The organism is Parasphingorhabdus sp., assembly GCF_048267785.1.
In the GTDB taxonomy this organism is placed as follows: domain Bacteria; phylum Pseudomonadota; class Alphaproteobacteria; order Sphingomonadales; family Sphingomonadaceae; genus Parasphingorhabdus.
Genome location: NZ_JBLWWU010000016.1, coordinates 25,630 through 47,273 on the forward strand (window position 1 = coordinate 25,630; position 21,644 = coordinate 47,273).

Consider the following 21,644-nt stretch of genomic DNA (forward strand, 5'->3'; position numbering starts at 1 on the left):
CCTTCGAATAGCCGTTATACCGGCGACCTAAGCGAGAGACCGATCATCATGCGCGAGACCCTTTTTGCCAAACACGCGTCCACTACAGCGGCACTTCTTATGACTTTACTGCTGCTCGCCTGTGCCACGGCCACTCCCTATCAACCGGAAATAGCGGGGCAGCGTGTATCGGGAGGTTATTCCGAGACCCGTCTGGATGACACGCGATATCGGGTCCGTTTCGCTGGAAACACGCTAACCTCCCGCGAAACTGTAGAAGGTTATTTGCTCTATCGGGCTGCGGAACTCACGGTTCAGAACGGCTATGACTGGTTCGAGATTACCGACCATACTACCGCAGCCGATCGGCAAACTTATGTGGAACGATATCCGCGATACGAACCCTGGTATGGTTCTGCCTATCTGAACTGGCGTCCGCACTGGCGCTATTATCGCGGTGGCATATGGTCAACATGGCATCCTTATGGTCCTGACCCCTTCTGGTCCTATGACACAAGCGTGCGAACGGTAGAGCGGTACGAGGCGGAAGCGGAAATCGTCATGCATAGTGGCGCGATGGATGAAGACGCGTCTCGAGCTTTCGATGCACGAAAGGTTCTGGAGGATCTTGGTCCTACGATCAAATGGCCCGACGAGAGCTAGCCAGACCGATGGCGTCTGGCGGGATGCGAAACACATTGTCACGGATGCATGCGGACAGGATGCGGGAACGATTATCGCTGGATTGTCTTGCTGCGAAGGGAAGTGTTGCCTCCGCCCGGAGGCTCAGCGACTATATTTTGTCCGCATAGAGCAGGCGCCCGGGTCCCAGCCGTTCCAATATGATATCGAGATCGCTTTCGGAAAAGGCGAAGCAGCCCTGACTGCGACCAAGTTTGCCGTATGAATCAATCATTTCGGGTTCCGCATACCATGCGCCGTGGATCACGATGGCGCGCGGTTCTGCCATATTGTTGCTCGGGTCGAGACCTTTCAGACGTCGGGACGTGCCGTGTTTGCCGACATAAGTTTCGCTGGTCATGTAGCTGCCGCCCGAAGAGGCTTCCGATCCGGGGACATTTGAAAATTTCTGCAACCAGCCAGTATGTCTGAGATCGGACCCCTTGCCATGGGCGACCAGGAAGGACTGGCTTGTCCCGTTGGCCAGGTCGACGATATGAAAGCGCTTTTTTGCAGAATGCAGCGAATAATCGGCAATCCCGATTCTGTCGGTGTGCAACAATATATCCTGATGCGTGGCCATCGCCGCCTTGGCGCGGTCGATAAGACCGCGCGGACCGGGGGGCACCACCTTATTTGGGCGTGCCGGCACTGACATCACATTTTTGGTGGCGGCGCGTGAACGGGAGCCAAGGCCATAAGCAACACCCGTAATACCGAGCAGGCTGGCAGTGATAAAATTTCTTCTCTTCATCGTGTATCTATAGCAGCTATACCCTGTACACGGGATTAAGTATGAATACTTATTGCCCGGTGGGCAAATTGCCTGAAGAGGGATCAGATGAGAAGATTTATAGCTATTTTGGGCGGAATGCTGCTCTCCGCCTCATCCTCTGTTTCTGCCTCTTCCCCGGTCACGGCAGAGATTGAAAACCATTTGATCTGGACTGAAGGCCAGATGGCCGAATTGCAGCAACTGGTTGATGCGAGAGCATCCGAGGGGTTGGAGAATTGCAATATAACCGATTTTAGTCAGCCCAATTCCGCCACGGATCCCTACCGCCGGTCGCGTCTCGCCACCATTGCCGCGAATGAACTGATGATGGCTTATCTGGAGGGATGCTCTCCGGCATCGGCGCGGGCGAACTGGCGGATCAGGAGCGATGACCGCGATATTGATACGCAGCAATTGCTGCTCAAGGCGCTGGTTCGCAATGATCTTACGGCCTATTTCGACGCACTCCGACCCAGAAATCCGCAATATCAGGCACTGCGCACGGCCTATATTGCAGAAAATGATGCAGAGAAACGCGCGATATTGGCGATCAATATGGAACGTTGGCGCTGGATGCCGCTGGTTATGGGCCCCAAATATCTTCTGGTAAACGCTGCCAGTTTCGAAGTGACTCTGTGGGAAAATGACGAAAAGCGCAAAACCTGGCCGGTCATTGTCGGCAAGACCGGAACGCCGACACCGGTTTTTGATACGGTGGTTAGCGGAGTGATCCTGAACCCCTGGTGGGAAATCCCGACATCGATTGTTGCGGAAGGCATCGGATCGATGGTGCGCAACAATCCGGCGGCTGCGCGGCGCAAGGGCTACGTGCTCGAAGGCGGACGGTATCGTCAACGCCCCGGCCCGGGCAATGCACTTGGCCAGATGAAGCTGGTCATGCCGAATCCTTACTCCATCTATTTGCACGACACGCCGAACAAGAACCGGTTCTCTGAAACGGTGCGGACCTTCAGCCACGGCTGTGTTCGGGTCGGCGGTGCTATCGATCTCGACAAGACATTGCTCGAGGGGGTGGCAACATCCGACAAGATCGATCAGATATTGGCCAGCCGGAAAACCACCAAATTGCTGATGGAAAAGCCGATCCCGATCTATATCGCCTATTTTACAGCTGAGGGCGCGGAAGACGGCAGTGTCCGCTATTTTCCCGACGTCTATAAACGGGATAGATTGGAACTGGCGCAGAGCGAGCCAACGACCCCATGTGCTGCATAGGCTCTTGCAATGACTGCGGATGGTAACAGCGGTTCCGGACGGGCCGGGTTTCGGCCTACAGCGTCTACCATCATATTGATTGCCGGGGTCACGGTCGGAGTGGTGCTCTGCTACCTGATCGCCGCACCTTTTCTGCCCGCCATCGTCTGGTCGGTTACACTGGCACTGCTCTTCACACCGGTTCAGGTCCGTCTCGAACATCTGGTTCGCTCGCCCAGCCTTGCGGCCTGTCTGTCCGTCGTTCTGGGGGCATTGGTGGTGGTCGTGCCGTCGGTGATCATAACCGGGCTGCTGCTCAATGAAGCAATGCACGGAGCGGTTCAGATGGCAAATATTATCAAACCCGAGACATGGGCATATCTGCTGGACGATAACCAGACGCTGATGCCTTTGGTTGATCAGATCAGCGGTTGGCTCGATTTTTCGCTTCTGCTCGACAATATGGCGTCCTCGCTTTCCGCTTGGAGCGGAAATGTCATTCAGGGGTCGATCAAGGGATTGATCACGATGCTGATCACCTTTTTCTTCCTGTTCTATTTCTTGCGCGATCGGGAAATAGTGATGGCGCAAATGGAGGAGATGCTTCCGTTTACCGCTTCTGAATTCGCGATATTGCGGGGCAGGGTAACCGATACGGTTTTTGCTTCCGTCTATGGCACCATCGTTGTCGCCATGATCCAGGGCGCGCTCGGGGGCTTGATGTTCTGGTGGCTCGATCTGCCATCACCATTTTTCTGGGGCGTGATCATGGGTTTGCTCGCTGTTGTTCCCTTTCTGGGCGCGTTTGTCATCTGGGTGCCCACGGCCATCATTCTCGCGTTCAGCGGTAATCTGATATCGGCAATCATATTGGTGGCGTGGGGCACGATTGTTGTCGGGCTGATCGACAATATTCTCTATCCGATCCTGGTCGGTCGCCGGCTTCGTCTTCATTCGGCGGTCTCCTTCATCGCGATACTGGGTGGGTTGGGACTGTTCGGTCCCTCGGGAATTGTTCTCGGTCCGGTTATTTTCGCGATTTCGCAGAGCCTGCTGCTGATTGCGCGTCGACGGATGGACGAACAGAGGGTCCCCTCTTGAACTCCGGCAGCCTAGCTTTTCTCCATGGCTTCCCGCTGCCGCTCACAACGTAAAATCTCTCTGAAGTTTGAAGCCGATGCCCGCAGCAGCAAAGACTTCATCTGCTATGAAACAGGCACATCTGCCTAAGTAGAATCCACATCCGCAAGACTACGGATTCACCGCCCGGCCCGTTCCGCTTAACATTCAGTTCAGCCCGTCCAACACGTTCCGCATCTGCCTGGCGTTTTCAAGATTGAGCGTGGGTCCAGAAAAGGAGAAGGTCTTGCCCTGTGCGTCTACCAGCCCCTTTACCGGGGAAGTCCCAAAACCTTTCCTCAAAGGACCGATGCCGGGAGAGCGCAAGCCATGCCGCAAGCTGCTCGTGCGTGGTTTGAGTAAGGACCTAACCCATAAATGATCCGGCCAGCTATCAAATCGAAAGGATGTCATGATGAAACGAGTAGATAAGAAAACAGCAATTGTTACAGGCGCGGCCAATGGAATTGGCAAGGAGACGTCGGTGCTTCTGGCTCGGCATGGTGCCAAAGTCGCTGTGACCGATGTGAATGATGCTGATGGCCGGCAAGTCGTCGATGAAATCGAACAATCCGGCGGCACAGCGAAATTCTGGCATCTCGACACGTCCGACGAGGATAATGTTCAAACGGTTTTCTCTGAAATCGCTGACGCATTTGGATCGATTGATATTCTCGTCAACAACGCGGGAATTGCAGGGATCAACAAGCCCACCCATGAAATATCCAGAGAGGAGTGGGAGACGCTGATGAACATAAATGTCACCGGTGTTTTCCTTTGTACCAAACACGCCATTCCGCACATGCAAAAAGCATCAGGGGGAAGCATCATCAACCTGTCGTCCATCTACGGCCTCGTGGGCGCTGCAGATTTACCGCCCTATCACGCCTCCAAGGGCGCGGTTCGACTGATGGCCAAGAATGACGCCCTGACCTATGCGAAGGATAATATCCGGGTGAATTCGGTGCATCCGGGTTTCATCTGGACGCCTTTGGTCGAGGCGCTGGCGAACGATTCGCCCGAAGGCCCCGATGCGTTCAAGGCACAGCTCGATAGCCGCCATCCCATCGGCCATACCGGGGCACCGGACGATATCGCTTATGGTATTCTCTACCTTGCCTCGGACGAGTCAAAATTTGTGACCGGCGCCGAACTGGTTATCGATGGCGGTTACACAGCCCAATAGAGGGATAGAGTCGCCGACCAGATATCGCGGATAGGTGCTGGTTTCCGATCGGAAAACAGGGATGCGCCGCAGAATCGATTTTTGTCCAGTCGGAAACGTCAACAACAGGCTTTTACCGATGGCGTCATCGGCAGATGCCGAAGCTATCCTAAGTCCGTCAGCTTCGGCCTTGCTGGTGCCAAGGGAACTGGAAACTGCATCATATTGAATGTAAATCTAACCGCGGTAAAATATCCATGCGGCCCATAGCCAGCCGCCAATCAGCAGGGTTCCTCCTATTGGCGTGACGGCGCCCAGCCATCGTGGCGCGCCAAATGCCATCGCATATAATGTAAGGGCGAAAACGGCAGATCCGGCAAGAAGCACGGTCGCGGGACCTCTGGCGACGCCCATGATCGCGAATGCGGCGACGGCATGAAGCAACTGATATAGCCCGCCCGTTCTCAACCATTCCGCTTCCTGTTGTCCGGGCGCAGCATGCGCCCCGAAAGCACCTGCCGCGACTGCCACTGCTGCCGAAACAGCCGCAAAAAATCCGATCAGCATATCTGCTCCTTCTCTGTCCCGCACGATGGAAACACAATTCGGCCAAAATGCTGCGTGTATATTTTGGCGCTGCCTGATTGATCCAAAGCGGTCGTCCCTATTTTCTGAACCATCTTAAACATCAGACCCCGACCATAGAAGCCGAATATCGACAAGGGAACACTCTTGGGGCAAATCAAAGCTCAAGCTCGAACAAAATGCGACCGTGCATGCGGATGCTGACCCGACGCTGATCGCGGCCAGTCAACCGGCGATGCTGTCGATCATGCGAGGGGCTGGCAGTTTTCAGCCTGGTGCCGATCAAATGACCAAACCGCTATCGGTTTGTGTTTTCCACTTTAGAAAGAATGGCGGCGATCGATTCCGGATTCTCGATCGTGTTAGGCATCGTTACTTCATGGCCATTTGCGATCGCGCGCAAGGAAGAACGCAGGATTTTGCCGGAGCGTGTTTTGGGTAACGCAGCAACGATATGGATCGTCCGCACCGATGCGACTGCCCCGATTTCCGAACGAACATGAGCTATGCATTCTGCCGCCAGTTCGGTTTCTTTTTGCTGTGCAGAAGCGACAACAAAAGCAACAGGAATCATCCCCTTGAGCGGATCGTCCGCCCCGATCACGGCACATTCGGAAACGCCGTCGACCTCTGCCAGAGCCCCTTCCATCTGGCCGGTTGATAATCTGTGTCCGGCAACGTTGATGATGTCGTCGGTTCGGCCCATCACATGCATGAAGCCGTCCGCATCACAAAAGCCTGCGTCTCCGGTTTCATAATATCCGGGATAGGACAGGAAAGCTTTCTGATAGCCTTCCTTATTGCCCCAGAGGCTCTGATAGCAGCCGGGCGGCAATGGACATTTTATCGCGATATTTCCTACTTGTCCCTGGGCGACGGCCTCTCCATCGTCATCGAGTACATGAAACTGGTAGCCGGGCACCGGGAAACCGGCGCTGCCGGCTTTTCGCCGCACGTCGCCGAGCCCCATGCAGGTTGCCAGAGCCGGCCAGCCCAGTTCGGTTTGCCACCAATGATCAATGACCGGTCGACCCAAGCGATTCTCGAGCCATTGTATCGTGTCCGGATCAGCGCGTTCACCGGCGAGGAATATTGCTCTCAGCGATGGCAAATCATTTGCGGGGTAAAGTTCGCCATTTTCATCTTTCTTTCGGATGGCGCGAATAGCGGTCGGAGCCGTGAAAAATACCGCAACCTGATTGCGATCAATAATCCGCCAAAATTCGCCGGCGTCGGGAGTGCCTACCGGCTTGCCTTCATACAGAATCAGGGTGGCACCAGCAAAAAGCGGAGCATAGACAATATAGCTGTGACCGACGACCCAGCCGACATCGGACGCGGCCCAGAAACATTCGCCGGGCATCAGACCGTAAACATGCCTCATGCTCCAGTTGAGCGCCACGGCATGCCCGCCATTGTCGCGTACCACCCCTTTTGGCGTTCCTGTCGTGCCCGACGTATAGAGGATATAGAGCGGGTCGGAGGACATCAGGGGGACGCAATCGGCAGGATCAGCCTTGGCCAGCTGTTCCGACCAGTCCTGCGCCCATCCATCCGCAATATCTGCAGGTAGAGTTTTCCGCTGGAACAGAATGACAGCAGGCACTTGATGCGCGGCCAGCGCAAGGCTATCGGCCACCAGTGGCTGGTAAGGAATGACCTTTTTCCCCTCGATCCCGCAGGAAGCGGTCAGCAATAATTTCGGCTCGGCGTCGTCGATCCTTTTTGCCAGTTCAGGCGGAGCAAAACCGCCGAAGACGACGGAGTGGACCGCCCCGATCCGGGCACAGGCGAGCATCGCAAACACGGTTTGCGGTATCATCGGCATATAGATGATGACGCGATCACCCTTCTGCACGCCTTGAGCCGCGATCATGCCTGCAGTTTTTGCGACCTCTGTCTGCAATTCCCGGTAAGTAAAGACTTGCCGTTGCCCGGTGACCGGACTTTCATAGATGATAGCTTGCTGATCGGCCCTGCCGCCATCGACATGGCGATCAACGGCATTATAACAGCTGTTGAGCTGGCCGTCGGGGAACCAGCTGCTGCTGCCTTCATCCCAGCCAATGCTGGGCGCTTCTATCCAGGCAATCTCCGACGAAGCTTTCAGCCAGAAACGATCCGGGTCAGCGAGACTCTCAACAGTCGACTTTTCATAATCATGCATAGGCAGCAGCTTACCCGTTCGACAGCTCGGTTAACAGCGAATGATCCAATATTGATGTCACATTATCCTCGTCGTCCAGAAAAACAACGGCTCCGTGGTTGGTAAAATATAATTCTGTATATTCAGAAAAGGCCGTATGTTCGTGAATGACATCGAGCGGCTCATAGCCGTAGGTCCCCTCAACCGCTACGCCCATTCGATATTCCATCTTGCCCTTGACCACATAATATTCTCCTGCGCCGAGGTGGCGGTGTCGGGGAAAAGAGCTGCCTGGCTGACAGCGCAGCAACACTGTCCAACGCCCCGTCTCCTTGCTGGCAAAGAAAAGCTTGAACTCGATCCCCTCGACCAGATCGAACCAGGCAATGTCGTCGGGGGTTGTTAGCCGTTCCTGTACTGCATTCATTTTTGTATCCTATCTTTGCTCATTGTTTAGAATTGTAGCCTGAGTTCGGCACCGTAAGTGGCGCGCTCGCCGTAATAACGGGGCACGAAACCGAAACCGCGGAGATCGGTCGCATCGACGATATAGGCCTTGTTGGTGACGTTCTTGGCCCAGCCCGCCACTTCCCAGCCATTGTCGGGATCGGAAAGCGAGACACGCAGATTGAGCAGGCCATAGCCTTCGCCGGAACTGATCAGCGGATCCTGGGCATTATTGTAATATTTCTTGCCGGTATAATTATATTCCGCTCGCCAGCGTGTTTCGAAGCGTCCGACCGGCACGGTGACCTGCGCATTGGCCGAGAGAGTGAATTTTGGTGCTCCCGGCATGCTGTTGCCGGAGAAATCCCGCGGCAGACCCGAAACAGGATCAATCGCACCAGACAGGTAATTTTTGAACTTGGCATCCAGAATGCCAAAATTCAGACCGAGATCAAGCCAGTCGATAGGCGTCGCAAAGGCTTCCACTTCAACGCCCTTGATTGTCGCATCGGCGGCATTGTCCAGGCCCAAAGTCGGCACAGTGCTGCCCGCCTGGGTGTTGACCGACAAGACCTGGAGATCACTATAATCATAATAAAATGCCGCGACGTTCAACCTTAGATTTCGATCAAACAAGGTCGATTTGAAGCCGACTTCGTAAGAAATCAGTGTTTCCGGATCAACCTGTGTACGCTCCGCCACGCTCGTGATGATTCCGATGTTGAAACCGCCAGCCTTGAAACCCTTGTCGATGCTGACATAGGCAAGCACGTCATCGGCAACGTCATAATCCGCCGAGAGCCGCCACGAGAAAGACTTGTAGGAATCTCGCAGTCTGGCGAATGGAACCAGCGGAACCGGCGCGCCATTGGCAATATCGGCATCAAAGAATCCGGGTATCAAATCCGCTTGATGGGTGGCCCGCACCTTGTCGATCGTGTACCGGGCGCCGACGGTAAAGCGAAGTTCCGGAACGACGGCATAGGTCGCCTGACCAAATGCAGCATAGGCCTTGTTCTTGCGGGTAGCTTGCGTGATCAGCGGCAGAGCACCCTGAGCGAATGTCAATTCCCCAACCAGGTCGGCACTGCTTTGCGCGTTGAAATCCTCGTAGAAATAATAGAGGCCGGCAATCGCGTTCAATGTGCCGTCATCGTAGGAAAGTTGAAGTTCCTGCGTAAATTGTTCCGCATTTGTCTGAAATGTAATTTCGTCGATCCGGAAAGGCCCGCCATCGACATCCACACCATTGTCGACGTCGCTTTTGTCATAACCGGTCAAGGAACGGACCGACCAGTTGCCAAAATCATGCTGAGCCACAAAATTGACAAAGACATTGTCGGAGTGGTTCTGCGAAGGACCATTGAAATTGAGCAAGCGCTCGTCGTCGGGGAATGGATCCGTATAGCCGAACAGATCGGCTCCGTTGATCGTACCCACCGGTTTGTTTTCCAGATAGTCGCTGCGATCCCGACCACCGCCGACGGTCAGCCGGAGATCGGTGTCGGGGCCGGGGCGCAACCGGAAAATCGCCCGGGCTGCGGCTTCGTCGACATTGATCGCGTCGGTGCCGTCAAAACGGTTGAACTTTTCGCCATCCCGCTTGCGGACCATGCCTGCTACCCGAACCGAAAATCCGTCCGTGATCGGAAGCGACGCCGCGACTTCCCCTTCAAACAGACTGAAACGGCCGTAGCCGAACCGAGCATTTCCCTCGAAACGGTCGTCAGGCAATTTGGAGAAAAACTGGATCGCACCACCGGTGGCGTTTTTACCAAACAGGGTACCCTGCGGCCCACGAACTACTTCTATGCGCTCCAGATCAAATAGTGAAAATATCTGACTGCCGGTCGATGCGACCACAACATCATCCCGGTACACACTGATCGGACCGATTGACGAACTGTTGAAATCATTGTTGCCGACGCCGCGAATGAAGATGTTCGGCACCCCGCCAAATGTCTTGATTTCAAGATTGGGCACCTGGTCGCCGATCGAAAGGCTGTTGGTAAAACCCGCATCCGCGATCATCCGGGTATCAAATGCAGAGACGGACACCGGTACGTCCTGCAGATTCTGCGCCCGTTTTTGCGCTGTGACGACGATGACATTGACGCCACCGCTCTGGTCTTCCGTCTCTGCATTGGCGGGCACTGCCTGCGCCAGTGCGGTTCCGTGTGCGAGCAAGGAAACCGATGTAAGGGCTCCGACTAGGGTTGCGCGACAAATAATTTTCATTGTTTTCCTCCTCCTGAACGGTGAGCCGTCTTGCATGCGGCTTCCCGATTTACTGGGTACTAACTAGCTTGGAGCGGTTCGGCATTTCTTGCTTGGAAACGGCGTCATTTTTGTATTCTGGTGAACCGATCTGTCCACATTTGTTCCAGAAGGACACCAAACTTGGCAATCCGTGCCCGCAATCTACACTAGCTTGCGAATGTCGCCTTGCCGTCGTAGCATTGGCTCAGGAGAGGGATTATGAGAATAATTGAGGAAGAAAGCTGGCAGTCGACCTGCTTGCCTCCGACAAAGCAATTGCCCGGTTTTCAAGAAGTGCTCGATCGCACCCATTTCCACTGGGACCTGAAATCGGATCGCAAAGATCAATATATAGCCGAAGTGCGTCGCCGGGCCGTGAATGACTATATGCTTACCCATATCGTGGCGGACCCGGTGACCGGATTTCGGTCGATGGACGATATCAAGAAAAGCAATGAAGCCTATTTCTGCCTTCTATTCTTCACGCAAGGTGAATGTCTTCTCGCGCAAGGCGCCAATGAAACGGTTGTTTCGGATGGCAAAATCGCGATCTGGGACAGCACACGTCCGGCAAAATTTCAAAATACCAGCCAATTGACGCAATATTCAATATTGATCCCGCGCGACAATGCCAAAATCATGATCCCCGGAATCGAAGATATGTGTGGCTTGAGTGTCGATGGCACCAAGGGGCTTGGTTCGATCCTGCATTCCCATCTTGTACAGATTCACCAGGCTATCGAACTGGTGGAGCCGGAAGATCGACCGGCCGTGTTGCGGGCGACGGTGGAACTGGTTGCGGCCGCTTTTAAGCCGGAAAGTGCCAATCGTTCGAGCACAGCTTTTCGGCAGGCCGTGCTGAACAGGGTTCAGGAATATATCGTAGCAAATCTCGGTGAACCCGACCTTTCCCCGGCATCGGTTGCAGCGGCCTTCAGGTTCAGTCCGCGCTATTTACACCGTCTGTTCGAGGAATCCGACGAGAGCGCCGGCAGCTGGATTCGCAAACGGCGATTGCATGCCGCCAAGGCGGATCTATGCGAACCGGCAAAAAGCAGGTTATCGGTGACCCAGATTGCCATGCAACGCGGTTTTGCGGACGCCTCGCACTTCAGCCATGCGTTCAAGAAAGAATTTGGACAGTCCCCGCGACAGTTCAAGCAGTCCTGCCGGAGCAACGACACCGGCCACTGAGCCAATCGGTCCGTCATAAGTTCGCCCAGAATCAACTTTGTTGCCCCGCTGACACAAGCGGGCTGGCAAGCGTTGGACTATTCCTCAAAATCAGGAAAAGAGGATGGGATTATGACAGGACGACTGCACGACAAGGTCGTGTGTATCACCGGGGCGGCCCAAGGAATAGGGGCGGGAATTGCGGAAACCATGGCGAAGGAAGGCGCGCGGATCATCATTGGCGATGTCAATGACGACGGTGCCAAGTCACTCGCCGCTCAAATTGGTACAACTGCCCTGCATCTGGATGTTTCATCGCAGGAGGACTGGCAGGCTCTGGCAGCTCATATCAGCGAGCGTTTCGGGAAGCTTGATATTCTGGTCAACAACGCCGGACTGGAACTTGTCAAACCGATGCGGGATCACAGTCTGGAAGACTGGCGCGGCGTCATGGCCGTCAATGTCGACGGCATTTTCCTCGGTTGCAAGACGCTAGAGGCTTTGCTCAGTAAATCAGGGAAATCCGGGTCTTCCGCCTCGGTTATAAATATTTCCTCGATTGCGGGTATTGTCGGCTACCCGGACCAACTGGCCTATAATACGTCCAAAGGCGCCGTCAGACACATGTCGAAAAGTCTCGCGATCGAATGGGCGGCGCATGGCGACGCGATCCGCTGCAATTCCATTCACCCTGGCTGTATCCGCACACCAATGCTGGAAATGGCGGTCGAAGGATGGGTCGAGAATGGCTCGGTTCCAGCCGATGATCCATGGGGAGCAATTGCCTCGCTATGCCCGCTGAACAGGGTTGGCACGCCCGAAGATATCGCCTTGGGCGCTGTCTATCTGGGATCGGACGAGTCCCGCTTTGTCACCGGCATCGAGCTGGTGATTGATGGCGGATGGGTGGCCCGATGAGCAGCAGCAACAGCACGCGCCTCTGGATGTATACCCAGATGGTCAAGAGCCGCCATTTTGAAAATCTGATCAAGCCCGCCTATTTTGAAGGCAAGACGCCGGTGTTCAATATGGCGAAAGGACCGCTGCCGGGCGAGATGCATTTGTCCGATGGCCAGGAACCTTGCGCCGTGGGCGTGTGCGCGCATCTGCGTCCCGACGATAGCGTTACCGCTACCCACAGGCCGCATCATATCGCAATCGCCAAGGGCGTAGATCTCAATGCCATGGCCGCCGAGATATTTGGCAAGAAAGACGGTCTGGCGGGCGGACGCGGCGGGCATATGCATCTGTTCGATCCGGCGGTGAATTTTTCCTGTTCGGGAATCATCGCTCAGGGAATGGGCCCGGCGGTCGGCGCTGCCATCGCAGCCAGGATGCGGGGAAGCGATGCCATTGCGGTTGCTTTTCTGGGGGAAGGTGCCGCCAATCAGGGGGCATTTCATGAATGCCTCAATCTCGCGTCGGTGTGGAAAGCGCCGGTGGTATTCGTCATCGAAGACAATAGCTATGGTATTTCCGTCCCGAAAAGCGCTTGCACCGCGGTTGCCAAAAACGCGGATCGAGCGGCTGGCTATGCCATGCCCGGCCATCATGTCAGCGGCAACGACCCGGATGCGGTATATGAAGCCGCGCGCATCGCGATCGAAAGAGCAAGGTCCGGTTCGGGGCCCAGTCTGATCGAGATAGAAACCAGCCGGCTGGAGGGCCATTTCATGGGCGATCCGGAAGGCTATCGCCCCAAGGGCGAGGTCAAGCGATTGCAGGAACTCGATCCCATTCCCGCCTATCGGGCCCGATTGGTCGGAGACGGGTTCGAAGAAGCAGAACTCAATCGCGCGGAAAGCGAAGCCCGCGAAATTGTTGATCAGGCATTTTTGTTCGCACGCAACAATGATTATCCCGAACCGAAGGAGGCCTTTGACCATGTCTTTGCCTGATGAAACCGTCGAGAAGCCGAATGCAGAGCGCCGGCTCACCATCGCCAAAGCAATGAGCGAGGCCATAGGTCAGGAGATGGAACGGGATCCATCCGTCCTGGTGATGGGCGAGGATATCGGGAAAATGGGCGGCGTTTTCGGCACGACGACCGGACTGTTCGAGACGTTCGGGCCGGACCGGGTGAGGGATACCCCGATCTCCGAAACCGCTTTCATTGGCGCAGCGGTCGGGATGGCCGCATCGGGGATGCGTCCGGTTGTGGAGTTGATGTTCGTCGATTTTTTTGGCGTCTGCATGGACGCGATCTATAATCTGGCCGCCAAACAAAGCTATTTTTCCGGCGGGAAAGTTTCTTGTCCGATGGTGCTGATGACATCGGTCGGTGGCGGCTATGGTGATGCCGGCCAGCACAGCCAGTGCCTCTACGCCACATTCGGACATCTTCCGGGCATGAAAGTCGTGATTCCGTCCAATGCCCATGATGCGAAAGGCCTCATGCTTTCGGCCATCCGCGACGACAATCCGGTCATCTTCATGTTTCACAAGGCGTTGCAGGGCATGGGGTGGCTCGGCACGGTGGCCGGCTCGATCAATGATACGCCGGAAAGCGAATATCTCGTGCCGATCGGCAAAGCGTCGATCGTTCGCGAGGGAGGGGATGTCACCCTTGTCGGGCTTGGAGCCACCGTCCATCAGGCGCTCGCTGCCGCCCGGAATCTGCACGACGCGGGGATCGACGCAGAAGTGATAGATTTAAGGACCATAGCGCCGCTTGATCGGGAGACGATCCGTGCATCGGTTTCCAAAACCGGACGGCTGCTGGTGGTGGACGACGATTATCTCAGCTTCGGTATCGGAGCAGAAGTCATTGCCACGGTCTGCGAAGCGTTGCCAGACCCGCTGAAATGTCCGCCGCAACGCATGGCCCATCCCGATATCCCGATCCCATTCACACCGGTGATGGAACATTTTCTGCTGCCCGATGCCGGGAAGATCGAGAGCCGGGTCATCGCCATGCTGGGAGAGAAGAAATGACCGATATAGTGGTGCCGCAGGGTCAGTGGGAGCCGGATCAGGAAGCCGCGCTTGCAACCTGGCTTTATGGCGAAGGAGAAGCCGTGCAGGAAGGCGTGACCGTCGCCGAAATAATGGTCGAAAAAACCAGTTTCGAGATTCCCGCGCCAGCCAGCGGAGCGCTTTCCATTTTGGTGGCGGAGGATGAAATCGTAACTCCGGGACAGGTGATTGGTTCGATAAAATAATGGCCTCGACGCAGGAACGAGATCTGGTCCGGCGCCTTGCCCACGCGATCTCGGCCGACACTGGGGTCGAAGGCTGTTCGGGACAGCAGGCAATAGACGATGATGACGCGCTTCTCGAAAAAGTCGCTGCTCTGCCTTCCGGATCATCTCGCCTCAGAATCTGGGAGAATCGGAACTGCCTGGTGACGACACGTGCTATTGCCAGGCGTGAAAATTTCGCCGAAGCGGCAAAGCTGAGCGCGAGATCTGGCTGGCCCGTCCATGTCCGGTCGTCGGGCGGAACAACGGTGATCCATCGCCCCGGGATATTGAATGTTTCGCTGGCAGTTGCTGGCGGCGCAGAACGAGTGCAGCCCAATGCGAGCTATTCTGACTTGTCTGCATTATTGCAAACTGCTTTCCACAAATTGCATCTCGAGGCTTTTGTTGGTCCGGTGGTTGGAGCCTATTGTGACGGCAATTACAACTTGTGCTTGCATGGCAGGAAAATCGCCGGAACGGCATCGCGCATTGTGCGCCGCAAGAACCAAACCGCCCATATCTGTCACGCGTCCATAGTAATCTATGGCTCGCCCGAGCGGGATATTTCCCTCATAAGCAAATTCGAGCGGGGGGTAGGGCTGGATCATGTATATGCGACGTCCAGCCACACAAGTCTTGCGAATATAATGGGTTTGAGTCCTGTATGAACTGGCTGGGACGTTGCGACTGTCAGTTATCGCCGGTCGGTCTTTCTCAACCTTCGAGTGGATGAGACCCGTTTGCCGCTTTTATGCTTTCTCTGCTTAAAGAAGGTGACAGGTATCCGCACGAATGAAAATTTTTTTCCTCAGAATAAAACTATGGGTTGTATAACGCATTCGCCTCCCATAAGGACGCCGCTGTGGGCCCTTAGCTCAGTCGGTAGAGCAACTGACTTTCGATGGGAGCGCGGACAGGAAACTGTCTGATGAAAAGGTGTCAAATTCGGGGAACCCTTACGTTTCAGGACGTTGGCAATCCCGAGCCAAGCCGAGTAAAATCGGAAGGTGTAGAGACTTGACGGCACCCGCCTAAATTGACTTCGGTCAATATGGTGAAGAGAAAGTCCAGACTCCAAACGCCATATGGCGGCAGCGAAAGCTGTAGAGGGTATGTAATCAGTAGGTCGCTGGTTCGAACCCAGCAGGGCTCACCATTATTACCCCTTCTTCGCTTAGGCGAGGGAGGGGTAAAACTTATGGGGCTATCCAACCTGACGGATTTGTCACAGATCATTGTTTTTGTTCGCAGCTACCACGCTCTCGCGTGCCGGGCGCAGGCCAATGATATTCTCAGCCTCGTGTGGCTGGCGGAAAATTGGCCAGATCCATTGTCCGCGCGGAACAAGTATCTGATTGATAATATTTATTGAAAGGACGGGGCATTAAAAGTGGGACGCTTTACCGATTGAACTATGGGCATCCTGATCGGCTGATCCCATGCCGAGAAACAGTCGGGAAGCGCTTCTCCGGGAGCGCTTTGTTGCATGATCGAGCCGCTTTGGCGCTTTCTAGGGGCGCTTTTTGGGGCGCCGGTGGCGAGCGTGCAATTGGGCGATCGTCAGCCCGGTCAGGGGATCCTGCCAATCTCCGGCAATTTCGGCTGCCGGGCCAATGACAAAGCTGCGTTCCCGCATCAGCGGATGAGGGACTGTGAGGGCAGGTGTGTCGCTGTCAAACGCTCCGCCGCTCCACATCAGGATATCAAGATCGAGGACGCGGCGGGACCAGGGCTGACCCCGCCGGCGACCAAATTCCGCTTCGATGCGCTTGAGCCGCTCGAGCAGGCGAGGGGGAAGCAGATTCGTTTCAATGATCGCGACGGCGTTGGCATAGGACCGCTGGGAAGGGCCGATTGGCCGCGAGGTAATCATGCCGGATGCTTTTGCAATGGTCAGATCTTGCCCGGCAAGCCGATCGATTGCCGCAGCAAGAACGCGACGCGGCAAACCAAAGCGCGGATGGCGCTGGTTCGAGCCGAGAGCAATCAGGTAATGCATATGCGGCAATACTGGCTCCTGTGTGGTTCGGAAAAGACGAGAACGGAACAAATGGTTCCAAGCAGGGGGATCGGCTGCTATCATGCAATGAATGTCAAGGAAATCAAGGAGAAGCTTTGTGCGTCACCATCATCTCACTCTATCGGGCGCGGTCCTGTTATCTCTCATATCTGCCGGATGTAGCTCGGAAGGCGTGTCTCCCGGTGAAGTAAGCGGCAATGTCGCGCGGGCGGCGCTGGTTGGTGCGGATCAGACTGAATATGGCGAAGTCATCGTCGCCCAGGGCGATAATGGCCTGCTCGTCAATATAAAGGCGAAAGGCATGTCACCCGGCGCCCATGGCGTTCATATTCACGAATTTGGCAAATGCGAAGGTCCCGATTTTAAATCCGCTGGCGGCCACTGGAATCCCGGCGGGAAGCAACATGGATTCGACAATCCGCAAGGCGCGCATGCCGGCGATTTCTTCAATCTCGATATTGGCGAGGACGGGACCGGTGCGCTGGAGGCCATGATCCCCGGTGCGGAGCTCAAAGACGGGGACTATGCCCTGCTTGATGCGGATGGTGCGGCTTTTGTGGTGCATGAAGGTCCGGATGATCTGAAGACCGACCCATCCGGCGAAAGCGGCGGACGATTAGCCTGCGGCGTGTTTGTTGGCGGTCGTTGAACCGATTTTCTTGTAGTTAGCTGTTAGAGTATTTTTATGGGCCAGTCTGTTTTGTTTGTCTGTCTCGGCAATATCTGTCGCTCTCCGTTGGCCGAAGCCGCTCTGCGTAAAGAATGTGCTGACAGTGAGTTGAATGTTATCATCGATTCTGCCGGCACCGGCGACTGGCATGCCGGGCATCCGCCCGACGTGCGAGCGCAGGCGGTGGCGACGAAAAATGATGTAGAAATCGGTCATTTGCGGGGACGACAAGTGACAACACTGGATTTCCAGCATTTCGATCATATGATTGCGTTGGATAACCAGAATCTGCAGGATTTGATGGCAAGGCGCCCGCAAAATGCGGTTGCGACCTTATCGCTGTTGTTTGACCATGTTGCGGGCAGGGCGGGCGAGGATGTCTTTGACCCTTATTATGGGGATGATGACAGTTTTGACGAGACCTGGACCGTGGTGACCGAGGCAGCCAAAAATATTCGAAAAATGCTGGAAGCCGGAGATAATATACCAATTCCACTCAAGCAGAGGTGACCGCGTCCCGCTCCTTCTGCGGTTGACCGCAACATCGCGTCATGCAGGCGGGGAGACCGGGGCGGTAACCTGCATGAGGCTTGGAATGGGCGATTGGAGTGGAGACAAGATGGTGTAATAGATTTTATCTATCAAATTCTGCAGTATATTTTTAATATGCCTTGCCGGTTTCCCTTGAAAAATATTCACTATTACCCGATATTAGTAGCCATAGAGCCTGTTATCGGCTCGCTAAATTGAGGAGTATGCATATTATGGCTTGGCAGGATCCAAGAACAACCTTCGGACAGGCCCCTGTGGGCACCGCATCACAGACGGATGTCGCGTTTGATGCCGGTCTGCGTTCGTACATGCTCAAGGTCTATAATTATATGGCGAGCGGTGTATTGCTCACCGGTATTGTCGCCATGTTGTTTGCTGGCTCCGGCATGGCACAGGATATCATGTTCGGCGGCGGACCGCTGAAATGGCTGATCATTCTCTCGCCGCTGGCAATCGTATTCGCGATGAGCTTCGGGCAAAATAAATTTTCGACCACCACGCTGCAGGCGATGTTCTGGGGGTTTGCGACGCTGATGGGCTTGTCCATGTCGACCATCTTCCTAGTCTACACCGGCGCATCGATCGCGCAGACTTTCTTTGCAACCGCCGCTGCCTTTCTTGGCCTTAGCCTCTACGGCTACACGACCAAGAAGGACCTGTCCGGCTGGGGCAGCTTCCTGATCATGGGTGTTGTCGGTCTGCTGGTAGCGATGGTCATCAACATTTTCCTCCAGTCAACGATGATGCACTTTGTCATCAGCGCGATCGGGGTACTGATCTTTGCCGGCCTCACCGCCTATGACACGCAACGGATCAAGAGCATGTATGCTTATGTTGCGGGGACGGACATGGTTGGCAAGACCGTGGTGCTGAGCGCGCTCAGCCTGTATCTGGACTTCATCAACATGTTCCAGTTCCTGCTAACCTTCATGGGCAGCCAGGACTAGGCACGGGCCCATCATCAGAATAGCGTAAAAGCCCGGCAGGAAACTGTCGGGCTTTTTTGTTTGACGGTTCGTCGAGATTTGGCCGCTAGTGCTGGACAAGCGTCGGCGTGAATCCTAAAGAAACGGCAGTAGTTCATGGAGATTGTTACGATGCCGCGTTTGAAGGATTTACGCCTATTACTGGTTGCTGGCGGTCTGGCATTTCTTGCCGCCTGTCAGACGGCACCGGCTCCGCCGCCGGCCGCTCCGGTTGTCCAGCCGCAATATACGCCCCGCGCGCCGACCCCTCCTTTTGGTGCGAGTCATCTTTCGATCATACCATCGCTGCGGGCTGACGGACTGCGCGACACGATTAACCGCGATCTGGGACCGCTGGAAACCCTGTGGCATGTCCGGGCAGCGATGAATGTAGCGGCGCTGAGCTGCACCGGCCCATTATATGTCCGGCTCGTCGATGATTATAACGCGTTCATCACCAACAACAGCGCTACGCTGCGCAACGCGAACAATGCAATCATCCGGAAATTCCAGCGCGAGATCGGTGCCGGCTACAAGGCCGAGCATGATAGTCACCAGACCCGGCTCTATAATTACTGGTCCTTCTCGCCACTGCGCCGACCCTTTTGTGATCAGGCCGTACAGATCAGCCAGCGTGCCATTGTGACCAAATCTGCCGACCTCAACGCGTTTGCGGAACAGGCTTTACTGGAACTGGAAAAGCCGTTTACCGACTTTTATCTCGCGTATGAGGAATATGAACGCGACCTCGAGAAATGGCGCACACAATATGGGCAGCCCGCTACGGAAGTCACTCAGCCGACGCTCGGTTATGAAGAGCCATCCGCCGGGGAATGAAACGACTTTAAACCCATTGAAAAAGGCCAGACGGGAGGACCATCTGGCCTTTTTTCTGTCCGGTTCAGGCGCAGTACCTAGCCATTCTCGGCAATCAATGCCTCATCGACTGCCTTGGCCGCTTTATAGGCAGCGCGCGCCGTCAGCCGTTCCGCATAGGCCAGAAAGCTATCTCGCTTGGGCAGGGTGTCGAATTGCGTGCCCCATACCACCTGTGCCCCGACATAAACATCGGCCATGGTGAAACGACTGCCGCAGACATAATCATCAGTCTTGAACTTGCTGTCCAGGGCTTCGACAACCTGGTCATAATTACCGTAACCAGCCATGCGCTCCTTGTCCGGTTCAATCTCGAAACCCATCGACCGATTGGTGATCGCGGCTTCAAGGGGACCAGCTGTAAAGAATAGCCAGCGGTAATAATCCGCCCGCTCGTCCGCCGTCGGCGCGAGCCCGGCTTCGGGAAAGGCATCTGCCAGATAGGCGCAGATCGCAGCCCCTTCGGTCACGACCTTGCCGTCATGGTCAATCGCCGGGACTTTGCCCATGGGATTGATAGCAAGATAGTCCGGCGCCTTCATCGTGGTGTCATATTCCAGCAGCACCTGCTCATAGTCCGCGCCGGCTTCGTGCAGCGCCCAGCGGGCAGTCTGGCCACGTGACATCGGGTTGGTGTAGAATTTCAGGGTCATCTCATTTTCCTTCCTGGTTTAATTTGTTCAGATATTTTTTATATTTTTCCCGCTGTTGACGCGAAAATTCTTCCAGCGACCGTTTCGGGTCCGGTTTGTAGAGTTTGCCGGTTGGCGCGAACCTGGCGATGCGGTCGAGCCGGAATGCGCGGAAGTCATTGCGCAATTCGCACCACCCCACCAGAGTCCAGACCTTGCCCCAGAACCAGAGTCCGAGCGGCTGGACGGTACGGTTGGTGGTGGAGCCGTCCTCATCACTATATTCCATGGCCACAATCTCCCGGGCATCGATGGCCTGTTCGCAGCGGTCGATCAATTCTCTTGCCTGACCCGCCAATCCTATCGAGGGCGAGAATATTTTGGTGCCGCCAACGCGGCTTCGCTCGGTCTCCGGCAAAACCGCCTCGATCTTGACCAAAGCCTCTTCCGCTGCTGCCATCATCGCCGTGCCACCCCAGGCCTTGACCATCCGCGCGCCGGTGACCAGCGCGACAATCTCGTCGCGACTGAACATCAGGGGCGGCAGGTCGAAACCGCTGCGCATGATATAGCCGATACCCGCCTCTCCATCGATCGGCACGCCAGTCGACTGGAGATCGGCAATATCACGATAGATGGTGCGCTCCGAAACCTCCAGGCGTTCGGCCAGACTGGCTGCTGTCACGAGCCGGCCACCGCGCAGAAATTGCACAATCTGGAAAAGGCGGTCGGCTCTGCGCATCAGTCGTTATATTTGAAGATACCGAGGCTGTTGCCCTCTGTATCCTTCGCGTAGAAAAACGCGCCCGACGGGAGAGAGATGACCTCCGACACCACTTCGCCCCCGCTGGCCCTGATCCGGTCCATCGCACCGGCCAGTTCGCCAGCAACGGAAAGATGCGCCGTGATGCCGTCTCCGGCCGTCGCTGGCTTGCCTTCATAGAGATGGCCGCACATCGCGCCATTGACGCTGGGGATCATCTGCATGGTCTGCGGGCCATCATTATTTTCGAAGAGGGACGTCTCCAGCACGGCTTCGTAAAAGCCTTTGGCGCGGTTGAGGTCTGTTGCGGGAATTTCCACCCATACCAGTCTGTCATGTGTTGTCTCGGTCATTTGCTTGCTCCTCCTTGTTGATTGAACAAGCACCGGATATCATAACCCTCCTGACAGCATCATGTCAGGAGGGTTTCGACATTTGCA

Annotated in this window: 23 protein-coding genes; 14 read left to right on the plus strand and 9 right to left on the minus strand. The window is 55.4% G+C overall.

The genetic code is table 11. From position 1 onward, the window contains the following. Window positions 1-48 precede the first annotated feature (48 nt). Window positions 49-642 (plus strand): CC0125/CC1285 family lipoprotein, encoded by a 594-nt coding sequence (locus ACN0VD_RS12875; protein ID WP_417594874.1) that lies wholly within the window; start codon window positions 49-51, stop codon window positions 640-642. 130 nt (window positions 643-772) lie between these two features. Here ACN0VD_RS12875 and ACN0VD_RS12880 read toward each other — a convergent pair whose 3' ends face one another. Next, a complete protein-coding gene (locus ACN0VD_RS12880) occupies window positions 773-1,414 on the minus strand; it encodes a murein L,D-transpeptidase catalytic domain family protein (RefSeq protein ID WP_417594876.1) in 642 nt (213 codons plus the stop codon). Between the two features lie 87 nt (window positions 1,415-1,501). Here ACN0VD_RS12880 and ACN0VD_RS12885 point away from each other — a divergent pair, with 87 nt between their 5' ends. From ACN0VD_RS12885 to ACN0VD_RS12895, 3 genes are all read left to right on the plus strand, one after another. Further along, on the plus strand, window positions 1,502-2,671 hold the full coding sequence (locus tag ACN0VD_RS12885) for a L,D-transpeptidase family protein (RefSeq protein WP_417594878.1): 1,170 nt from the start codon (window positions 1,502-1,504) through the stop codon (window positions 2,669-2,671). A gap of 9 nt (window positions 2,672-2,680) precedes the next feature. Continuing rightward, on the plus strand, window positions 2,681-3,751 hold the full coding sequence (locus tag ACN0VD_RS12890; RefSeq protein WP_417594880.1) for an AI-2E family transporter: 1,071 nt from the start codon (window positions 2,681-2,683) through the stop codon (window positions 3,749-3,751). 430 nt (window positions 3,752-4,181) lie between these two features. Further along, on the plus strand, window positions 4,182-4,955 hold the full coding sequence (locus ACN0VD_RS12895) for an SDR family NAD(P)-dependent oxidoreductase (protein ID WP_417594882.1): 774 nt from the start codon (window positions 4,182-4,184) through the stop codon (window positions 4,953-4,955). Between the two features lie 216 nt (window positions 4,956-5,171). On the opposite strand, the gene ACN0VD_RS12900 is transcribed toward ACN0VD_RS12895, so the two are convergent. The 4 genes from ACN0VD_RS12900 to ACN0VD_RS12915 all read right to left on the minus strand — a co-directional run bounded on the left by ACN0VD_RS12900 (window position 5,172) and on the right by ACN0VD_RS12915 (window position 10,350). Beyond that, on the minus strand, window positions 5,172-5,498 hold the full coding sequence (locus ACN0VD_RS12900) for a DUF423 domain-containing protein (RefSeq protein WP_417594996.1): 327 nt from the start codon (window positions 5,496-5,498) through the stop codon (window positions 5,172-5,174). Between the two features lie 319 nt (window positions 5,499-5,817). Beyond that, a complete protein-coding gene (locus tag ACN0VD_RS12905; RefSeq protein WP_417594884.1) occupies window positions 5,818-7,686 on the minus strand; it encodes an AMP-binding protein in 1,869 nt (622 codons plus the stop codon). Window positions 7,687-7,696: 10 nt separating this feature from the next. After that, window positions 7,697-8,092: a 2,4'-dihydroxyacetophenone dioxygenase family protein gene (locus ACN0VD_RS12910; RefSeq protein WP_417594886.1), complete on the minus strand. Its 396-nt coding sequence runs from the start codon at window positions 8,090-8,092 to the stop codon at window positions 7,697-7,699. A 26-nt stretch (window positions 8,093-8,118) separates the two neighbouring features. Next, window positions 8,119-10,350 (minus strand): TonB-dependent receptor, encoded by a 2,232-nt coding sequence (locus ACN0VD_RS12915; protein WP_417594888.1) that lies wholly within the window; start codon window positions 10,348-10,350, stop codon window positions 8,119-8,121. 240 nt (window positions 10,351-10,590) lie between these two features. Between ACN0VD_RS12915 and ACN0VD_RS12920 the strand changes: the two genes are divergently transcribed. The 6 genes from ACN0VD_RS12920 (at window position 10,591) to ACN0VD_RS12945 (ending at window position 15,394) form a co-directional block, all read left to right on the plus strand. Beyond that, the gene (locus ACN0VD_RS12920; RefSeq protein WP_417594890.1) at window positions 10,591-11,565 is read left to right on the plus strand and encodes a helix-turn-helix domain-containing protein; all 975 of its coding nucleotides are present in this window, start codon (window positions 10,591-10,593) and stop codon (window positions 11,563-11,565) included. Window positions 11,566-11,676: 111 nt separating this feature from the next. Further along, on the plus strand, window positions 11,677-12,462 hold the full coding sequence (locus tag ACN0VD_RS12925) for a glucose 1-dehydrogenase (protein ID WP_417594892.1): 786 nt from the start codon (window positions 11,677-11,679) through the stop codon (window positions 12,460-12,462). Next, a complete protein-coding gene (locus ACN0VD_RS12930; RefSeq protein WP_417594894.1) occupies window positions 12,459-13,442 on the plus strand; it encodes a thiamine pyrophosphate-dependent dehydrogenase E1 component subunit alpha in 984 nt (327 codons plus the stop codon). Before ACN0VD_RS12925 ends, ACN0VD_RS12930 begins: the two co-directional genes overlap by 4 nt. Continuing rightward, a complete protein-coding gene (locus tag ACN0VD_RS12935; RefSeq protein WP_417594896.1) occupies window positions 13,429-14,478 on the plus strand; it encodes an alpha-ketoacid dehydrogenase subunit beta in 1,050 nt (349 codons plus the stop codon). Before ACN0VD_RS12930 ends, ACN0VD_RS12935 begins: the two co-directional genes overlap by 14 nt. Then, window positions 14,475-14,705, plus strand: a complete 231-nt coding sequence (locus ACN0VD_RS12940) for a biotin/lipoyl-containing protein (RefSeq protein WP_417594898.1) — start codon at window positions 14,475-14,477, stop codon at window positions 14,703-14,705. Before ACN0VD_RS12935 ends, ACN0VD_RS12940 begins: the two co-directional genes overlap by 4 nt. Next, window positions 14,705-15,394 (plus strand): lipoyl protein ligase domain-containing protein, encoded by a 690-nt coding sequence (locus ACN0VD_RS12945; RefSeq protein ID WP_417594900.1) that lies wholly within the window; start codon window positions 14,705-14,707, stop codon window positions 15,392-15,394. Before ACN0VD_RS12940 ends, ACN0VD_RS12945 begins: the two co-directional genes overlap by 1 nt. An 842-nt stretch (window positions 15,395-16,236) precedes the next feature. Here the strand turns inward: ACN0VD_RS12945 and folK are convergent. Beyond that, complete coding sequence (folK, locus tag ACN0VD_RS12950; RefSeq protein WP_417594998.1) at window positions 16,237-16,725, minus strand: 2-amino-4-hydroxy-6-hydroxymethyldihydropteridine diphosphokinase; 489 nt, start codon at window positions 16,723-16,725, stop codon at window positions 16,237-16,239. Window positions 16,726-16,843: 118 nt separating this feature from the next. On the opposite strand from folK, the gene ACN0VD_RS12955 reads away from it, so the two are divergent. The 4 genes from ACN0VD_RS12955 to ACN0VD_RS12970 all read left to right on the plus strand — a co-directional run bounded on the left by ACN0VD_RS12955 (window position 16,844) and on the right by ACN0VD_RS12970 (window position 19,770). After that, window positions 16,844-17,395, plus strand: coding sequence for a superoxide dismutase family protein (locus tag ACN0VD_RS12955; protein ID WP_417594902.1), 552 nt, complete (start codon window positions 16,844-16,846; stop codon window positions 17,393-17,395). 36 nt (window positions 17,396-17,431) lie between these two features. Continuing rightward, complete coding sequence (locus ACN0VD_RS12960; protein WP_417594904.1) at window positions 17,432-17,926, plus strand: low molecular weight protein-tyrosine-phosphatase; 495 nt, start codon at window positions 17,432-17,434, stop codon at window positions 17,924-17,926. 245 nt (window positions 17,927-18,171) lie between these two features. Next, window positions 18,172-18,915, plus strand: coding sequence for a Bax inhibitor-1/YccA family protein (locus tag ACN0VD_RS12965; protein ID WP_417594906.1), 744 nt, complete (start codon window positions 18,172-18,174; stop codon window positions 18,913-18,915). A gap of 135 nt (window positions 18,916-19,050) precedes the next feature. After that, complete coding sequence (locus ACN0VD_RS12970; protein ID WP_417594908.1) at window positions 19,051-19,770, plus strand: hypothetical protein; 720 nt, start codon at window positions 19,051-19,053, stop codon at window positions 19,768-19,770. A 77-nt stretch (window positions 19,771-19,847) separates the two neighbouring features. On the opposite strand, the gene ACN0VD_RS12975 is transcribed toward ACN0VD_RS12970, so the two are convergent. Genes ACN0VD_RS12975 through ACN0VD_RS12985 form a run of 3 tightly spaced genes read right to left on the minus strand, consistent with a single transcriptional unit; the run spans window position 19,848 to window position 21,557 of the window. Continuing rightward, window positions 19,848-20,462 carry a glutathione S-transferase family protein gene (locus tag ACN0VD_RS12975; protein ID WP_417594910.1) on the minus strand — a complete coding sequence of 205 codons (615 nt, stop codon included), beginning with the start codon at window positions 20,460-20,462 and terminating at the stop codon, window positions 19,848-19,850. Window position 20,463: 1 nt separating this feature from the next. After that, window positions 20,464-21,183, minus strand: a complete 720-nt coding sequence (locus tag ACN0VD_RS12980) for a helix-turn-helix transcriptional regulator (RefSeq protein WP_417594912.1) — start codon at window positions 21,181-21,183, stop codon at window positions 20,464-20,466. Beyond that, window positions 21,183-21,557, minus strand: a complete 375-nt coding sequence (locus tag ACN0VD_RS12985) for a VOC family protein (RefSeq protein WP_417594914.1) — start codon at window positions 21,555-21,557, stop codon at window positions 21,183-21,185. The genes ACN0VD_RS12980 and ACN0VD_RS12985 overlap by 1 nt, the downstream gene beginning before the upstream one ends. Between the last annotated feature and the right edge of the window lie 87 nt (window positions 21,558-21,644).